General features: G+C 37.3%; 15 protein-coding genes and 1 tRNA gene. 8 read left to right on the forward strand and 8 right to left on the reverse strand.

Annotated elements, in window-relative coordinates; genetic code table 11:
- Position 1: 1 nt before the first annotated feature.
- The gene (locus A9G23_RS01080; RefSeq protein WP_065585862.1) at positions 2-2,050 is read left to right on the forward strand and encodes a tRNA(Met) cytidine acetyltransferase TmcA; all 2,049 of its coding nucleotides are present in this window, start codon (positions 2-4) and stop codon (positions 2,048-2,050) included.
- Positions 2,051-2,149: 99 nt separating this feature from the next.
- On the forward strand, positions 2,150-2,986 hold the full coding sequence (cysZ, locus tag A9G23_RS01085) for a sulfate transporter CysZ (RefSeq protein WP_081296886.1): 837 nt from the start codon (positions 2,150-2,152) through the stop codon (positions 2,984-2,986).
- A gap of 8 nt (positions 2,987-2,994) precedes the next feature.
- On the opposite strand, the gene A9G23_RS01090 is transcribed toward cysZ, so the two are convergent.
- The 5 genes from A9G23_RS01090 to pdxS all read right to left on the reverse strand — a co-directional run bounded on the left by A9G23_RS01090 (position 2,995) and on the right by pdxS (position 6,629).
- The gene (locus tag A9G23_RS01090; RefSeq protein ID WP_065585863.1) at positions 2,995-3,186 is read right to left on the reverse strand and encodes a YpfN family protein; all 192 of its coding nucleotides are present in this window, start codon (positions 3,184-3,186) and stop codon (positions 2,995-2,997) included.
- A gap of 60 nt (positions 3,187-3,246) precedes the next feature.
- Positions 3,247-4,386: a succinyl-diaminopimelate desuccinylase gene (gene dapE / locus A9G23_RS01095; protein ID WP_065585864.1), complete on the reverse strand. Its 1,140-nt coding sequence runs from the start codon at positions 4,384-4,386 to the stop codon at positions 3,247-3,249.
- Positions 4,387-4,399: 13 nt separating this feature from the next.
- Positions 4,400-4,756 carry an ArsC family reductase gene (locus A9G23_RS01100; RefSeq protein WP_065585865.1) on the reverse strand — a complete coding sequence of 119 codons (357 nt, stop codon included), beginning with the start codon at positions 4,754-4,756 and terminating at the stop codon, positions 4,400-4,402.
- A gap of 392 nt (positions 4,757-5,148) precedes the next feature.
- Complete coding sequence (pdxT, locus tag A9G23_RS01105) at positions 5,149-5,742, reverse strand: pyridoxal 5'-phosphate synthase glutaminase subunit PdxT (RefSeq protein WP_065585866.1); 594 nt, start codon at positions 5,740-5,742, stop codon at positions 5,149-5,151.
- Positions 5,742-6,629: a pyridoxal 5'-phosphate synthase lyase subunit PdxS gene (gene pdxS, locus A9G23_RS01110; RefSeq protein ID WP_065585867.1), complete on the reverse strand. Its 888-nt coding sequence runs from the start codon at positions 6,627-6,629 to the stop codon at positions 5,742-5,744. The genes pdxT and pdxS overlap by 1 nt, the downstream gene beginning before the upstream one ends.
- Positions 6,630-6,807: 178 nt before the next feature.
- On the opposite strand from pdxS, the gene A9G23_RS01115 reads away from it, so the two are divergent.
- The 3 genes from A9G23_RS01115 to A9G23_RS01125 all read left to right on the forward strand — a co-directional run bounded on the left by A9G23_RS01115 (position 6,808) and on the right by A9G23_RS01125 (position 10,233).
- Complete coding sequence (locus A9G23_RS01115) at positions 6,808-8,211, forward strand: aminotransferase-like domain-containing protein (protein ID WP_065585868.1); 1,404 nt, start codon at positions 6,808-6,810, stop codon at positions 8,209-8,211.
- A 909-nt stretch (positions 8,212-9,120) separates the two neighbouring features.
- Positions 9,121-9,384 carry a SemiSWEET family transporter gene (locus A9G23_RS01120; protein WP_081296887.1) on the forward strand — a complete coding sequence of 88 codons (264 nt, stop codon included), beginning with the start codon at positions 9,121-9,123 and terminating at the stop codon, positions 9,382-9,384.
- Positions 9,385-9,768: 384 nt separating this feature from the next.
- Positions 9,769-10,233, forward strand: a complete 465-nt coding sequence (locus tag A9G23_RS01125) for a DUF1161 domain-containing protein (protein WP_065585869.1) — start codon at positions 9,769-9,771, stop codon at positions 10,231-10,233.
- 56 nt (positions 10,234-10,289) lie between these two features.
- On the opposite strand, the gene asnA is transcribed toward A9G23_RS01125, so the two are convergent.
- Positions 10,290-11,282: an aspartate--ammonia ligase gene (asnA, locus tag A9G23_RS01130; RefSeq protein WP_065585870.1), complete on the reverse strand. Its 993-nt coding sequence runs from the start codon at positions 11,280-11,282 to the stop codon at positions 10,290-10,292.
- Positions 11,283-11,891: 609 nt separating this feature from the next.
- On the reverse strand, positions 11,892-13,103 hold the full coding sequence (gene fabB, locus A9G23_RS01135) for a beta-ketoacyl-ACP synthase I (protein ID WP_065585871.1): 1,212 nt from the start codon (positions 13,101-13,103) through the stop codon (positions 11,892-11,894).
- A 301-nt stretch (positions 13,104-13,404) separates the two neighbouring features.
- Here fabB and A9G23_RS01140 point away from each other — a divergent pair, with 301 nt between their 5' ends.
- Together A9G23_RS01140 and A9G23_RS01145 are read left to right on the forward strand one after the other, a co-directional pair.
- Complete coding sequence (locus A9G23_RS01140; RefSeq protein ID WP_065585872.1) at positions 13,405-14,670, forward strand: putative DNA modification/repair radical SAM protein; 1,266 nt, start codon at positions 13,405-13,407, stop codon at positions 14,668-14,670.
- A gap of 3 nt (positions 14,671-14,673) precedes the next feature.
- The gene (locus tag A9G23_RS01145) at positions 14,674-15,489 is read left to right on the forward strand and encodes a TIGR03915 family putative DNA repair protein (RefSeq protein WP_065585873.1); all 816 of its coding nucleotides are present in this window, start codon (positions 14,674-14,676) and stop codon (positions 15,487-15,489) included.
- 119 nt (positions 15,490-15,608) lie between these two features.
- On the opposite strand, the gene A9G23_RS01150 is transcribed toward A9G23_RS01145, so the two are convergent.
- Positions 15,609-16,367, reverse strand: coding sequence for an MlaA family lipoprotein (locus tag A9G23_RS01150; protein ID WP_065585874.1), 759 nt, complete (start codon positions 16,365-16,367; stop codon positions 15,609-15,611).
- A gap of 126 nt (positions 16,368-16,493) precedes the next feature.
- Between A9G23_RS01150 and A9G23_RS01155 the strand changes: the two genes are divergently transcribed.
- Positions 16,494-16,565, forward strand: a tRNA-Arg gene (locus A9G23_RS01155).
- Positions 16,566-16,656 lie beyond the last annotated feature (91 nt).

Genomic DNA, 16,656 nt, shown 5'->3' on the forward strand with positions numbered 1-16,656 from the left:
TATGCAAAATCCCAACAGCACAAGAACGCTATGGGTGTTACAGGGTGAAGCCGCACAATTATTCGAACAACTTAGACACGCCGTTTATCATTATCCCGGTGATTGGTTAACGGTGACGTATTGGTCTGAACTGTCCGATTATTTGCCAAATAAGTTAATTGCTAATGTACTACCGCCCAATCAAACCAAACAATTATTGGGGAGGCAGTATCAGCATGCTATCTTTGATGCAACGGTAGGATTTAATCTTGATGCCTTTGCCATGCTGGTTGGTACACTAGTTAAAGGTAGTGTGTTGATTTTGCTATTACCTAAGGATCTGACCTCTTGGTTTGATCAAGACAGCCTGCGATGGAACGAAAGTCAAAATCCGATTAGTGTACCTAATTTTGTTGCACATTTAACGCAAACTTTGGCCGAATTCGGTGTATCAATCAATTCAACATCGTTACCAAAAACCGCTATATCCGTCACTCCTTCTTTGCTAGTGAAAACCGATGACACTTGGGACTTAGCCGAACAGCAAGCCACATTAAAACAGTTATTAAACAGCAATAAGTCTATCAACGTCTTAGTTGCTAAACGAGGACGAGGTAAATCGGCGCTAGCAGGGCGGTTTAGCCATTATCAACGTTGCATTGTGACCGCACCCAATAAATCAGCACTGACCTCTTTTTTTGCTTTTGCTAAGCCTACTACGCCATTTTTTGCGCCTGATGAATTAATTGCGCAGTCAAAGATTGATTCTGCCGATTATCTAATTATCGACGAAGCTGCCATGATTCCGTTGCCCATGCTCGGAAAACTGCTACAACTGGCCATTGCCAATAACTGTCGGGTATTGTTAACCACCACCGTTGACGGATATGAAGGTACTGGGCAGGGCTTTTTATTGAAATTACTATCAGGTAAAACATGTCAATATTTTCATCTACACACGCCCATTCGTTGGCAGGCCGATGATATGCTAGAGCAATTTAGTGATCGGCTATTACTTAATGGTTTATTAACGCAGGACAATAGCCCTGTTACGGGCCCATCATCAACTCAATATTCAAAGGTTGAACGCAAGGATGTTGACACATTAAAGTCGATCTTTTATCTATTAAAAATTGCTCACTATCAAACCACATTAATCGATTTGAGGCGTCTATTTGATGCGCAAAACTTGTCGGTTTGGCAGGCAACAATAGACAATAAACAAATTGCTGCGGCACTTACAATTACCGAGGGAAATTTGCCTGATAGTCTAATAACCCAAGTATGGCAAGGAACACGCCGTCCTAAAGGTAATTTAGTGGCGCAGTCGCTCGTAGCTCATGCCGGCGAGCGATTGGCGGCTAAATTGCGCTCAGTTCGCATTAACCGCATTGCGGTTATGAGTGCCTACCGACGGCAACATATCGCAAAACAACTTGTACAGACGATTTGTGATCATGCCAAAATGCAAAATAACGATTTTGTGTCGGTCAGTTTTGCTTATAGTCTATCTAATTATCAATTTTGGACTGCTTGTGGTTTTGTTTTGGTTCATGTCAGTAGTCATAAACAGGCAAGTAGTGGTGGTTATTCAGTTATGGCACTCAAACCACTAACCGAGTCTGGATGCCATTTAACCCTTAACTTAAAACAAAAACTACAGCGTAATGCCTATTGGCTTAAAGATATTATCGATTTACCCTTTAACCAGATGCTTGCGAATAACGATAATCCACTATTAACACAAAATTTAGACGCGCACGATTTGGATGAACTAGCCGGATTTGCTCACTTTCATCGGCCGTTTGAAGCCACTTATTCCGCACTGTGTCGATTAGTTCACGACAATCAATTGCATCAACACTCGCAATTGCAACAACCACAGCCGTTATCTTTGCCTGTGTTATCAGCACTGTTAAAAAGCAAAAACAATCAATCTTTGATCATTAATGCATATCAACTTGCAGGTAAAGGCGCGTTAATGCAAACCATTAAGCTCGAAGTCAAAACATGGCTAATAAAGCACAGCAATAATGTGATATTTGATAAAAGCACCCATAATGATAGCTGATTGCCATTGCAGGTTATCAAGGGGGTTGTTTACAATAGTTATCCTGTTTAAGTTCAGCCCGTTTTAACTTAATTCGTTTTAATTTAAGAGGAACCGAATGTGACGCAAAATAAATTAGAAAATCAAACGCAACATCGCCATTCACAAAACCAGAACCACACCCACAACCCTAAAAATCAACCAACAACAGGCATTGAGTATTTTTTTAAAGGATGGTCATTGGCGTTTAGTCCAGGTATTAAGCGTTTTGTTTTTTTACCATTAATTGCCAATATTGTGATAATGTCGGCATTATTTTATTGGTTTTTCACGGCTATCTCGGGGATGGTCGATTGGGGATTATCGTATGTGCCAAACTGGTTGCATTGGTTGGGATATATCATCGTTTTTATCTTGATTTTAACACTAGTTATCTTGTTTTGTTATTTCTTTAGTACGGTAACCAATATCATTGCCGCACCTTTTAATGGCTTATTGGCTGAACAAGTCGAAGCGAAGTTAACGGGCATTCCCGCGGCAGATATGTCATGGATGAGCATTATTAAAGATCTCCCTCGTATTTTTGGACGTGAACTACAAAAACTGTTCAACTATTTAATATGGGCAATTCCCATACTGCTAACTTATTTTATTCCTGTTATTGGGCAATCGGTTACACCAGTAGTCTGGTTTTTATTTACCGCTTGGCAAATTAATATTCAATATGCCGATTATGCCTTTGATAACCACAAAATTACCTTTCACCGCATGCGTGAATTACTTAAACAAGATCGGGGCGACAATATAATCTTTGGTATCATAGTCAGCTTTTTCACCATGGTGCCGCTGCTTAATTTAATTGTTATGCCTGTTGCGGTGTGTGGCGCAACGGCAATGTGGGTTGATCGCTACCGTCATCAAGCACTATTTGACAGCAGTAGCCAAGATTTTCGTTAAGGTGGTTGTTACTTTTTTTTCGTTGATTTTGTTGACGGCCAATCATCGTCGTCATCATCTTGATAAGGGATAGGTTTTATCCCTTTCTTTTTTTCAAGATACGTTTTATAACTCAGTCGGTTCAGTGCTTTAATGGTATTAATAAAAATCCCAATTAAAATAACTACAATTATCCACCAATAATCTTTAAGCCATGTCATAGTCTTTCCTTTTAAGTTAAAACTGAAACTACCAAGTTATAACCGTTATGCCAACAACTATTACGCCAGCAATAATTTTTCTAAAATGCGGTTATAAATTGCAGTTAAGGTGATTATATCTTGGCAATTCGCATTTTCGTTAACTTTGTGAATGGTCTTATTCAGTACCCCAAGTTCGATCACTTGGCATCCCATCTTAGCTATAAAACGCCCGTCCGATGTGCCACCACTGGTCGATAGTTTAGTCTCAATATTAGTCAACTCCCTAATGGCACTCGCAGCTGCGTTAGTTAGTTCGCCTTGAGGAGTTAAAAAAGGATGTCCTGATAATCGCCAAGTTAACGTATAGTTTAAATGATGTTTTTGTAAAACTTGTTCTACGCGCGCTTTAATTACGGTGTCAGTCAATTCACTACTATAGCGAAAGTTAAATTGTACTTTTAGCTCACCTGGCACAACGTTTTCAGCACCAGTACCACCATTAATATTGGCAACTTGCATTGTTGTTTGAGGAAAGTATTGATTCCCTTCATCCCAAACAGTGCTAACTAGTTCATTTAATGCAGGAGCAAAACGATGCACAGGGTTATCAGCAAGATGCGGATAAGCCACATGACCTTGAATGCCATGCACAACTAAATTGGCAGTTAGTGAACCGCGGCGTCCGTTTTTAATCTGATCGCCAAGTACCGCATCGCTTGATGGTTCGCCCACAATGCAATAATCAACACGCTCTTGACGTTTGATGAGCAAATCAACCACTTTAACTGTGCCATCGACGGCATCGGCTTCTTCGTCTGATGTGATTAAAAAGGCGACGCGCCCAGCGTGATTAGGATGTTGTTTAACAAAATCTTCTGCTGCACAAACCATGGCAGCAACGCCACTTTTCATATCCGATGCGCCACGACCATAAAGCACACCATGTTCATCAATCGTTGGCGAAAAAGGCGGATAAAGCCATTTGTTTTCATCACCGGCCGGCACGACATCGGTATGTCCGGCAAACATCAAGGTTTTGCTGTTAGCATCGCCATGATAGGCCCATAAGTTCTTGGTTTGCCCAATATTGACTTCTTCAATAATAAAACCGAGAGATTTTAATCGTTCAATAATTATTTTTTGGCAGTTTTTATCGTCAGGGCTTATCGATTTCTCGGCAATGAGCGTTTTGGTTAATGCAATAACAGGTTCAGTCATAATGATCTCGATTTCATTTAGGTTGTGAAATAAATTGGGAGTAAAGCTCGTCTGAAAACCCTAACAAGGCACGTTTACCATCAATAAGCAAAGGACGTTTTAAAATGGATGGATTGGCTAACATGACCTGTTTTGCTGCTTGTTCATTATCAACCTGTACACGGACAGACTCATCTAATTTACGCCAAGTGGTACCACGCATATTAAGCAAACTTTGCCAATCTACCAATTGCAAAAAAGCATCTAAAAGATCTGCCGACAAGCCATCGGTTTTATAATTATGAAATTGATAAGCTATATGATGATCATCAAGCCAAGTAAAGGCCTTTTTCATCGTATTGCAGTTTTTAATACCATAGATTATGTACATAATCAGTGATCCAAGTCTAATAAATAAAAGGAGATTATAACAGTTATCGGCATACGGCAGCAAATCGGAGGAATCTATTCGATAAACGCTTTTTTAGTTGGTTTTATCATTAGTTTTTTTGAGGGGGTAATTCTAAAAATATATAAAAAACAATAAAATCAATTGCATACCTGACGGTTTTTTGCTTGGTAAATTTATGTACTATCGACATAACCAAAATCCTACCAACCTTATTTACCTAAAAACAAAATCTAATAAAAACAATAAATGATAAATACATTCCAAAAGGGAGGGTTGAAAATAATCCTATTTTCCTTTTATGAAACAATGTTGATAGTATTTCGGCTTTTAGTTTACCGCCGTATAGGCGGTTTCAAAATCCTTTATTTATTCTAACATCTATCGACAAAGTAACGCATAATGCGATTATCGGTTGTGAGTTCGGGATGAAAGGCGCAAACTAAGATGTTATTTTGTTGTGCCATAATACAATGCTGATCGACAAATGCCAGTTGCTCAACCTCTTTTCCTGCTTTTGCAATATAAGGTGCACGGATAAATACCGCTGGAATGTGTTGCCCAATAGGGAGGACATCTAAGGTTGTTTCAAAACTGTTAACTTGGCGACCAAAACCATTACGTTCAACGCAAATATCGATCAAATCCAATAATTCGACTTCGCTATGGGGTGTGGTTTGTCCGCAAAGCACAAGCCCTGCGCAGGTGCCTAAAATACCTTTGCCTTGTTCGGCAAATTGTTTTATGGGTGCGACAAGTTCATTTTGTTTGATTAAATGGCTAATAGTGGTAGATTCGCCTCCGGGAATGATTAAACCGTTTAGCTTGGTTAATTGTTCAGGTTTTTGCACTAAAGTCGCTTGGACATTGTCAAGACTATTTAGCATAGTGATATGTTCACTGACCGCACCTTGTAAGTTGAGTACACCAATATGTTTAATATGACTTTGTTTGGGTGATTTTGTCATTACCAGCCTCGATCTTGCATTCTTTCTGACTGAGCTAGCGTGCTCATTTCAATGCCTTTCATTGCTTCGCCTAAGCCTTTTGAAAGCTGTGCTAAACGTGGATAATCATCAAAATAAGTGGTGGCCTGTACAATGGCTTTTGCAAACTTTTCTGGGTTTTCGGATTTAAAAATACCCGAACCAACAAACACACCATCGGCACCAAGTTGCATCATCAATGCCGCATCGGCAGGAGTAGCTACGCCGCCGGCAGCAAAGTTAACGACGGGTAATTTTCCTAACTGTTTGATTTGTAAAATCAGTTCATAAGGTGCACCGATTGCTTTGGCAAAGGTCATTAATTCATCTTTTGATTTGCTCGTTACTAGGCGGATTTGTTCATTTACTTTACGCATATGGCGCACTGCTTCAACAATATTGCCAGTACCGGGTTCACCTTTGGTGCGTAGCATTGATGCCCCTTCGCCAATTCGACGTAGTGCTTCGCCCAAATCACGACAACCACACACAAAAGGTACGGTAAATTCATCCTTAAGTAAGTGATACTGTTCATCGGCTGGAGTTAAAACTTCGCTTTCATCAATATAATCAACGCCCATTGATTCTAAAATACGGGCTTCAACAACGTGCCCAATGCGTGCTTTGGCCATCACCGGTATGGTAACAGCATTCATGACTTGTTCAACAATCGCTGGGTCAGCCATTCGGGCAACCCCACCAGCCGCGCGAATATCTGAAGGCACTCGCTCTAAAGCCATTACCGCAACCGCACCGGCTTGCTCGGCAATTTTTGCTTGCTCAGCATTAACAACGTCCATAATGACGCCGCCTTTTTGCATTTGTGCCATACCTCGCTTAACGGTTTGTGTACCTATAACTTGGTTCATCTTTTGCTCCTAATTAAATCAATAATGACAAAATTGTCTAATTCGCAGTATTATTCAAAAATAAAGTGAAGCAAAAAACAGCCAATTGGACTATAATTAAGCCATCCAATTTCTGGAGCTAATTTGACGTATCGAAACGTACAAAGCAAGTTGCCAATAATGTTAAAGTAAAATAACCATGTGGAATAGACAAACACTGGTACAATTTACCGGATCACTTTTTAAAAAAGTCACGCAACTTATCGAGCACTATATTGAGCAGGGCATATTGATCGCGGGAGAAAGACTACCTTCAGAACGCGATCTGGCAAAAAAACTGGGGATCAATCGTTCAACGGTTGTGCATGCGCTTGAGCTGTTAACTGAACGCGGTGTGCTGATCCGGCGACAAGGAAGTGGTACTTATGTCAATCATCAAAAGTGGGGCGTGCAAGCGTATTCATCAATTAATTGGCGGTTACCGGCACATTTTTATCAAAATAAACAATCATTTTATCAACAAAAAGTAGCGCAAGTTCGAGCGCAACAACCCTATATTTGCGATCTGGCTAATGGTGATTTGCCAACCAATTTAATTCCCAAACTACAGCTACCAGATACATCATTAAATGAACTGATTATGCACGAAAAAAATAGCGATGCACAACAATTGGGCTTGCCATCGCTTAAAATCCAAATTGCGCTTTATATGCAAGCGCAGTTTGCCATGCAAGTTGATATTAATGAGATTTTAATTACATCGGGCACACAGCAATCGTTATTTCTCATTACCCAAGGATTACTTAAACCTGGTGATGCGGTTGGAATTGAGTCTCCCTCTTATTTTTACTCATTACCTTTGTTTCAAGCGGCGGGTGTACGCTTGTATGGTATTACGTGCGATAATGAAGGGGTTACGCTTGAAAGCTTAGTCAATTGTGTGCAGCAACATCAAATTAAATGGTTATTTTTGAATCCCATTTTCCAAAATCCGACCGGTTTTGTTATGAGTGATAAGCGCAAGCAAGTAATATTGGCATTTTGCCGTTCGCAATGTATTGGCATTGTTGAAGATGATGCATACAGTAGTTTAGCGTTTCAACCTGATTTGGCGGTATCACCGATTAAGAAATGGGATCAGCATAATCAAGTTATCTATTTAGGATCACTATCAAAATATATTGGGCGAAATATTCGTGTTGGGTGGATGATCGCTCCGCGTAGCATCATCGAAAATCTGGCCAAAATTCGGCAACATATTGATTCAGGTCTAAGTATATTGCCACAATTATTAGCCCAAGAATATTTGCAACATCATCATTTAGTCCATCAACAACAGTTACGGCAAGCACTACAAATCAAAGCCGATCAGTTAATGCAATGGTTAGATAGCTATTTTTGTGGTGATATTACATATCAAGCACCACTGGGAGGCTTTCATTTGTATGCCCATTTACCGGTGAGCACGGTAGCGCAAGAATTAGCGCTACTTAATCAACTGTTATTAAAAGGTGTCATTGTGTCACAAGGTGTCGATTTTGGTGATAATCTTGGAGCAATTAGATTAAGCTATGGTCATTTTGAACCGCTATTGGTTAGGTAACAAACAGGTTGTCACAAAAATAACCCACTAACTTCTTATTTTATCGGATAGCATTTTTGTAACTGCTAGCAAATATTGACCAAATTCGCTTATTCCTTCGTTTGGCATTTGAAATCGAACCCCTGAGATGCTAATTGCAGCAATGACTTTGCGATTTTTGTCATAAATGGGGGGCCACTAACCAGGTCACTTCGTCAAAAATTCTCGATAACTTGAACTTGATAAAGATGATTTTGTTAATTAATAGGTTATGTTGGACTTGCAATAATTCATTGTATAAAATAAATTTTTTGTTAATTGCGGTAGCCTATTTGTTATGGCTTATGGCTAACGCCTTTTTATCGGTATTTTGCTATTCAATTTATTCTTCATGTTGGTGTGCAATTTTAGCAAAACACGGGCAACTAAATTCAAAAAGTTAAAAAAAGGCTTGCTTTTTTAATTCGAATAGAATCGTTGCTGTGGTAGTTTAACATTTAATCTTTTTTATAAATTAAAAAATAATCAATCTGTTAAGAAGTTATTAACAGGTTTATTCAGCACTTATCAAATCATAATGTGAATAAATATCTTTCTCTTTTTTGCCTTATCGGTAAAACAAATTCGTTAAAATAGTCGAAGATTGGAAAAGCAAAATTATACTGCTTAACTAATTGTTGAAATTAGTTATACCTTGTGATTGTTATTGCATCACATTGTAAATAACCAGAGCATTTTTATTAACATTATGATTAAATATAAAATTACCTATAATAACGTTAGCTCTTAAGCTAAATTTAGTCAATTACTTACCTTTTTTTAACTCTATTTATACTGTTAAGCCAAATATGCTAGTTTACTGGCAGTGCGCTAACTCGTTATAATTACTGGTATAAGATGATAAATCATAAATAATATTAGGAGGCAATTTTGCATCTTTCATCAAAGGCTTTTCGTATATTAGGCATTATAGCGACGGTGGCTTCTTTAGGGATGTATGTTTCCTATATCCCACAAATCATCGATAATTTACAGGGATTTAAATCTAATCCTACCCAACCCTTGGCTGCTGCTATTAACTGTTCGCTTTGGGTTTGCTATGGCTTATTGAGAGAAAAGAAAGATTGGCCTATTGCAATTGCTAATTCTCCAGGGGTATTTTTTGGTTTAATTGCCTTTTTTACTGCACTGTAATTTGCGCAGAGCAATTGAGTAGTAGTCAATTAATCATATTTGCCAGTGACTTTTTATTGACATTTTTATTATCAATGGTAATAGGCTATTTTAGCAAAATTTACAAAAAGATTTGCTTTTTCATCAAAATAAAATCGAAAATTGGACTGTTTAATTTTTAATCATTTAAATAATAATCTAATAATCATGATGTTACTTAGTTATTAACAGGTTTGTTAAACAGTTATCAAATTGTACAGTGAATAAATCAAGCTAATCAGTTTGTTTTAACATTACTTAACAAAATGGCAGGTTGTTTTAATCATATATTAAAAGAAATTAAACAGTTTAATTAATATTTTATAATACTTGTAATCGTCAAATTACATATAAAAGGAAAAGAAAATGAAAAAATTAATCGGTGTGTTTTTATTAGGTTTACCTCTGTTAGCTGCGGCATCAAATTGTGACGAAATTAGAGACAATATTGCTGAAAAAATCAAAAATAACGGTGTTGATCCGTCGTGGTTTCAGCTCAAACTAGAATCTGCTGACAAGCCAGAACAACAAATTGAAGGCAAAATTGTGGGATCATGCGATCGAGGTCATCAAAAAATTGTTTATATCCGTTTAGATGGCTTAGCAACTCAGTCTCAAACTCAGTTGCCAGCCAATGTCGAAGAAGATGAACCTACGCAAAGCAATGACGATAAAACTCAACCATCAATAATTAATCCAACCGAATCTAATCAACCAGCCGATCTTACTGAGCCGACCGAGCAAGATGACTTCACAGTGCCACAAAATACTGAATCTGCGCCATTACAAGTTGAGGAATTTGAGGAACCAGATGAACCGGTAGAAAATTAATTTGGATTATTTTGTTGAAAAAATAGGGCGTAATGCCCTATATTTGTATGGTGTTGCTATAACAAATGGTGGTATTTCGCTTTCACATCTTTGCCCCATACACTTGCTTGCACTTGGCCAATATGTTTTTGTTGCAACAGCAACATTGTTAAACGCGATTGTCCAATGCCGCCACCAATAGTTTGTAACAAATCGCCATTAATTAACGCTTTATGCCAAGCAAGTTGTAGTCGATCTTCATCATTTGTTAGTTTTAATTGATGTTTTAAAGTTTCAGAATCGACACGAATACCCATTGATGAAATTTCAAACGCATTATTTAAAACTGGATTCCACACTAAAATATCACCATTTAAGCCTTTCGATCCTAAATCGTTGTCACTACTCCAATCATCATAGTCGGGCGCGCGTGTATCGTGCTTTTCATTATTTGATAATTTACCACCAATACCAATTAAAAATACAGCTCCAAGCTCTTTAGTTATGGCATTTTCGCGTTCTTTGGATGATAAATTTGGATAACGCTTTAATAGTTGTTCACTATCGATAAAGGTAATTGATTCCGGCAAAAAGCGCGAAATATGATATTGCACTGACACCGCCTTTTCAGTTGCTTTAATGGCAGCGTAAATATCATCGACAGTTTTTTTTAAATAAGTTAAATTGCGATCTTGTGGTCGAATTACTTTTTCCCAATCCCACTGATCCACATAAACTGAATGAATTGGCGAAAGTTGCTCCTCGTCTGGGCGTAGTGCTTTCATATTGGTGTAAATTCCTTCGCCAACTTCGAAGTGGTGATCACTTAGAATCTTACGCTTCCATTTAGCCAGTGAATGCACTACTTCATATTGTGCATGAGGTATTGCTTTTATCTTAACTTGTACTGCGTGCTCAGTGCCTGATAAATTATCTTGAATACCATCGCCAACTTGACTTAATAACGGGGCTTGCACTTCGATCAGTGATAAACGATCGGCAAGTTGATTAGCAAAAAATTGCTTAACAAAACTAATTCGCTGTTGCTGTTCTTTGAATGTTATCGACATGTTTACGCTCTACTTATTTTTTCAGTGAATAAGTAAAGTAAACTAGATGGCTGAATTTTGCAAGAAGCAGATAAGGGGGATTTTTAGGAAAGGTTTTGGGCACTTTTCATAACTAGACATAGGTCTAAATCAGATTGATTTAAAAAACAACATAGGACAAAAAATAGAAAACATCTATAAATCATTTTGTTAAATAGAAATCCAATAAAATTGGTCTTCTAGCTAAGCAACTTTTATATAAAATACAAATCTATCACAACAGCCAAATACTTTTGTTTTATTAATTTTGTATTGATAGATATTGTGTGCTCGTTTTATTATTTTCTTTCTTTCTTGCTCTACATGAAATTGTGTAGTAAATGTTAATTTTTTATATTCAGCTTCATTTGTTCACATTCGATAACATAAAATAAAAGTCATTAATGTGGGTATTCCAGATGATGCGAATCAATGTCAAATATTTTAACGTGTTAATTTTTATCTTATATATTTATTTGACAACTAAGCAAGCTATTGCCTGGTTATCTAACATCCAATTGTGTAAATAATAAAAAAACCGTTCTATTAAGAACGGTTTTTTTATTGGTTGATATCAATTAAATTTGCTTATTAAGCTTTGTATTTTTTCATGACAATTGAGGCATTAGTACCACCAAAACCGAAGCTATTTGACATGACTGTTGTTAGTTCACGTTCGGTTGGTTCAGTAATAATGTTCATACCAATTGCAGCTTCATCAAGTTCATCAATATTAATACTTGGTGTAATAAATCCATGTTCCAACATTAATAATGAATAGATAAGCTCTTGTGCACCAGTTGCACTTAATGAGTGACCAGTCATTGATTTTGTTGATGAAATCGCTGGAATATTATCACCAAATACTTGTTTGATTGCCCATAACTCTTTAACATCACCCACTGGGGTTGATGTCCCGTGCGTGTTGATGTAATCAACAGGTACATCTAAATCTTGAATGGCAAGTTGCATACAGCGCATAGCACCTTCGCCCGATGGGGCAACCATGTCATGACCATCTGATGTTGCGCCATAACCAACCAGCTCACCATAAATATGAGCACCACGTGCAAGAGCATGTTCTAATTCTTCAACAACAACCATACCTGCGCCACCAGCAATAACAAAACCATCACGGTTTTTATCATAAGCACGAGATGCTTTTTCTGGATTATCGTTATATTTAGTTGATAAAGCGCCCATGGCATCAAATTCGCAAGACATTTCCCAGCAAAGTTCTTCACCACCACCAGCAAAAACGATATCTTGTTTGCCAAGTTGAATAAGTTCGGCGGCGTGACCAATACAGTGAACTGATGTTGCGCAAGCCGATGTCATTGAGTAGCTAACACCTTTGATTTTAAATGGAGTTGCTAAACAAGCGGAAATCGCCGATGACATTGATTTTGTTACAGCATACGGACCAACACCACGTAAACCCTTTTCTTTCATGCCGGCAACGACATTGTACTGTGTTTTGGTTGAGCCACCATAACCGGCAATTAACCCTGTACGAGGATTAGAGACTTGTTCTGGGGTTAATTTTGCATCTTCGATCGCTTGTTGTAAAGCAAGATAACCGTAAATAGAAGCATCATTCATAAAGCGAACAATTTTGCGATCAATGAGTCCTGTAGTATCTAATTTAACATTTCCGCATACATGGCTACGCATTCCGTTATCTTTCATTTCTTGAGAAAAGGTAATACCACTACGACCTATTTTGAGTGATTCCAAAACTTCTTTAGTATTATTCCCAATACTTGAAAGAATTCCTAACCCTGTAATAACAACACGTTTCATTTACTCTTTAGCTCCTAAGTTATCTTGCTTCATACACAAAAGTGCGTTAATTATAGCTTACACTTGTAAGCTGAACAATACCTTAACTCTTTTTTTATTTTGTATAGCAAGCCAGTTTTTTATTGTTTATATAATGCTTATATAAATATTCCTCATTCAACTTTAGCTAAAATAGCTTAAAACCTCTTAAACGTTCTCATTAAAAGAGAGCGACCTGTTTGATATGCATTATTTTGTTGCATACAATAATAATATCATTATAATACTGTACATATAAACAGTGTTTGTTGGTGTTTTTAATATGAACGAAAAAATGATAACCAAACTTGAAATATTAGCTGAGTCGGCAAAATATGATATTTCTTGCTCGTCAAGTGGTGCATCAAGAAATAATAAAGCTAAAGGTATTGGTCATGCTCATAAATCTGGTATTTGCCATACCTTTACTGCCGATGGAAGGTGTGTTTCGTTACTTAAAATTATGCTGACAAATTATTGCATGTTTGATTGTGCTTATTGTATTAACCGGAAAAGTAATGATATTCCAAGAGCGGGCTTTACGCCACGCGAGTTGGCCAATTTGACCATTGAATTTTATCGCCGTAATTATATCGAAGGTTTATTTATCAGTTCGGGCATTGTTAGAAGTCCTGATCATACCATGGAAAGAATGATTAGAGTGGTAAAGATTCTGCGTGATGAGCATGGCTTTAATGGCTATATACATATGAAAGCGATCCCTGGCGCCAGTAACGATCTAATTAATCAAGCGGGCTTATTAGTTGATAGGATGAGTGTCAATTTAGAAATTCCAACCGAAGAAAACCTTAAATTACTTGCGCCCGATAAAGATCATCAAAGCATTTATCAACCTATGCGCCAAATTCATCAAAATGTACTTGAAAATATTGAAGATCGCAAAAAATTTCGATCCACCCCCAAATTTGTACCTGCGGGACAAAGTACGCAAGTTATTATTGGTGCGACAGATGAGTCGGATAAGCAAATTTTGCAATTAACCGCCAAACTTTATAAACGACCAAGTATGAAGCGAGTTTATTATTCGGGATTTATTCCGGTAAATGGTTACGACAAACGGCTGCCTGTTGTGCAAGAAGTACCCAGAGTGCGCGAAAACCGTTTATATCAAGCCGATTGGTTATTGCGTTTTTATGATTTTACTGTCGATGAAATTGTTAATGATCAATATCCCGATCTAGATTTAACTGTTGATCCTAAATTGGCTTGGGCAATCCGTAATCCGCAGTTTTTTCCGGTTGATGTTAATCGTGATAGTTATCAACAAATATTACGAGTGCCAGGTATTGGAGTTAAGTCTGCCAAGTTAATTGTGATGGCAAGGCGTCATCGAAAGCTTACTCTTGACGCGCTTAAACGCATTGGCGTTGTTTTAAAACGTGCACAATTTTTTATTGTTTGTCACGAAATGAAAAAATTCAAATTACTCAACTCATCGGCCGAATATATCCGACTATCGTTGCAAGAACCACCTTTGCTAGAAGATAAACAGACAAATATTCCACAGCAATTAGTGATGGGGTGGTAAATCATGTTAGCGTTTTATTATGATAAGAGCTTTGAAAGCTTGCTTTGTGCTGTGTTTGATGCTTTTAAACTCAAAAAAATGCCTGAATGCTTATTAACCACAGGGCAGGTCGAACCGTTGTTAGTGTCTGATAGGCATCATGTTGAATTTTGTGATGCAAAATATGAACGAGTACGCGTAGCATTAATTAACAAGATTAGCAAAGTTGCGCTTCGTCATTTGATGTATGTTTGGCTATCGGAACTTTCCGAAAGTGATTTAATTGTTTTTCGTTACATTTGTAAGGTATTTAAATCATCTAAATCAATCGAGACTGATTTTGCCGATCAAGATGTGTTAACTGTGCATGATATTGCTAAAAAAGTGAGTAGAGAACGGCATCGTGTGATGCAATTTGTACGCTTTAATGCGATTAACAATCCGGTTAAAGATGTTGTTGAGCGTAACGATAGGAAAGATAAAATTTATTTTTCGATTATTGCACCTATTTATAATGTTTTGCCATTGGTGCTTAAATTTTTTAAAGAACGTTTTGCCGATCAAAAATGGGCAATATATGACGAAAAGCGCGAATATGGTTATATCTATAATTTGAACAGCATTGAACCAGTTTCGCTTATTGATAAAGAGGAGCTGATTATTAACAGCCAAGTTAATCAACATTATCTAACCGAAGACGAAATACTATTTCAAACCATGTGGTTACGTTATTGTAATGCGTTAACCATCAAAGAACGCATCAATCCTAAATTGCAACGCCAACAAATGCCAAGCCGATTTTGGCATTATCTGCCAGAAATGAAACCAATATCAAAATAGATAGGCAAATAAAAGTGACTAATTAGCGTCATCATAAATAAAAGACCATAAATAAACCGCCAATTAATGGCGGTTTATTTATTAACTTGATTTAACATAGCAGCATAATTTAATTAAAGCTATTGTGAATCGATATCATTAATAACATCATTAATCGATTCTTCACGTTGTTTTTGCTTGCTTTCATCCACTTTACCACCCGATGCGACAAAGTCATTACGTTGGAAGTAAGCGTTACGCATAAAGTTATAAGGGTCATCGCTATTTTTAATTAAATCTTCATACTCGATCGCAACAGCACGCGCTTCAATGCCATCAAACACGCCACGCACCAAGGTCCACTGCCAATCTAACCAAACAAGCGGTGGATAAAGGGTGTCAACCACGCCACCACCTTCCTGCCTTAACGTTGCTGAACCATAAAACGGTAGCACAACATAAGGGCCATAAGGTACATCATAATGACCTAACACATCACCAAAGCTCCGTTTCCCACCTTTTTGTAATTGTGGGTCAGACATGCTAGCTACATCTATTAAACCCGCAAAACCGAAAACCGTATTTAAAAAGAATCTCGCTAAATGTGTACCTGCTTTATGAACATCACCTTGTAATAAATTATTCACCATTGAAGCAGGCTCCGAAAGGTTAGATGAAAAATTAACCACACCTGTACGAACGGGGGAAGGGACGTAATCTTTCCAAGCGACTGCCGTAGGGCGCAAAATATAAGGATCAAGCGCATAGTAGTTAACATCAAACATGGTTTTGTTAAAGCCAGATAATGGATCGCTATAGGAATTGTTTTCGGATTGATAAGTGGCGCAACCTGTGAGTGCCATTACCGAAAATATCATACCAACTATTCTTTTTTTCATAGTATCTTTGATTAAAAGTAATGAGGTTAAAGTTGATGCGATTGTATCATGATTACTAAAAATAGAAAATTTTTCGTTATTTAAATAGCATTATCTTTTCAAATTTATTAGAATACGAACTCCAATGACCTTATAGTTAAATGGATATAACAAGCCCCTCCTAAGGGCTAGTTGCAGGTTCGATTCCTGCTGGGGTCGAAATTAGTTAGAAGCACACAATTAATTTTTATATTTTTATTTATAATGAGTTTTGATAAGTTGGATAAAAAACAATAAAGTCAAAATTCTA

The sequence above is a fragment of the Gilliamella sp. App4-10 genome (genome assembly GCF_001690495.1).
Classification (GTDB): domain Bacteria; phylum Pseudomonadota; class Gammaproteobacteria; order Enterobacterales; family Orbaceae; genus Gilliamella; species Gilliamella apicola_G.

Coding starts and splice junctions, on each gene's coding strand:
- asnA (WP_065585870.1), bottom strand. CDS start 11,282: ATGTCGATAACATTCAAAGAACAGCAACAGCGAATTAGTTTTGTTAAG.
- A9G23_RS01145 (WP_065585873.1), top strand. CDS start 14,674: ATGTTAGCGTTTTATTATGATAAGAGCTTTGAAAGCTTGCTTTGTGCT.
- A9G23_RS01150 (WP_065585874.1), bottom strand. CDS start 16,367: ATGAAAAAAAGAATAGTTGGTATGATATTTTCGGTAATGGCACTCACA.
- A9G23_RS01125 (WP_065585869.1), top strand. CDS start 9,769: ATGAAAAAATTAATCGGTGTGTTTTTATTAGGTTTACCTCTGTTAGCT.
- A9G23_RS01140 (WP_065585872.1), top strand. CDS start 13,405: ATGAACGAAAAAATGATAACCAAACTTGAAATATTAGCTGAGTCGGCA.
- A9G23_RS01080 (WP_065585862.1), top strand. CDS start 2: ATGCAAAATCCCAACAGCACAAGAACGCTATGGGTGTTACAGGGTGAA.
- dapE (WP_065585864.1), bottom strand. CDS start 4,386: ATGACTGAACCTGTTATTGCATTAACCAAAACGCTCATTGCCGAGAAA.
- pdxT (WP_065585866.1), bottom strand. CDS start 5,742: ATGACAAAATCACCCAAACAAAGTCATATTAAACATATTGGTGTACTC.
- fabB (WP_065585871.1), bottom strand. CDS start 13,103: ATGAAACGTGTTGTTATTACAGGGTTAGGAATTCTTTCAAGTATTGGG.
- A9G23_RS01100 (WP_065585865.1), bottom strand. CDS start 4,756: ATGTACATAATCTATGGTATTAAAAACTGCAATACGATGAAAAAGGCC.
- A9G23_RS01115 (WP_065585868.1), top strand. CDS start 6,808: ATGTGGAATAGACAAACACTGGTACAATTTACCGGATCACTTTTTAAA.
- pdxS (WP_065585867.1), bottom strand. CDS start 6,629: ATGAACCAAGTTATAGGTACACAAACCGTTAAGCGAGGTATGGCACAA.
- A9G23_RS01090 (WP_065585863.1), bottom strand. CDS start 3,186: ATGACATGGCTTAAAGATTATTGGTGGATAATTGTAGTTATTTTAATT.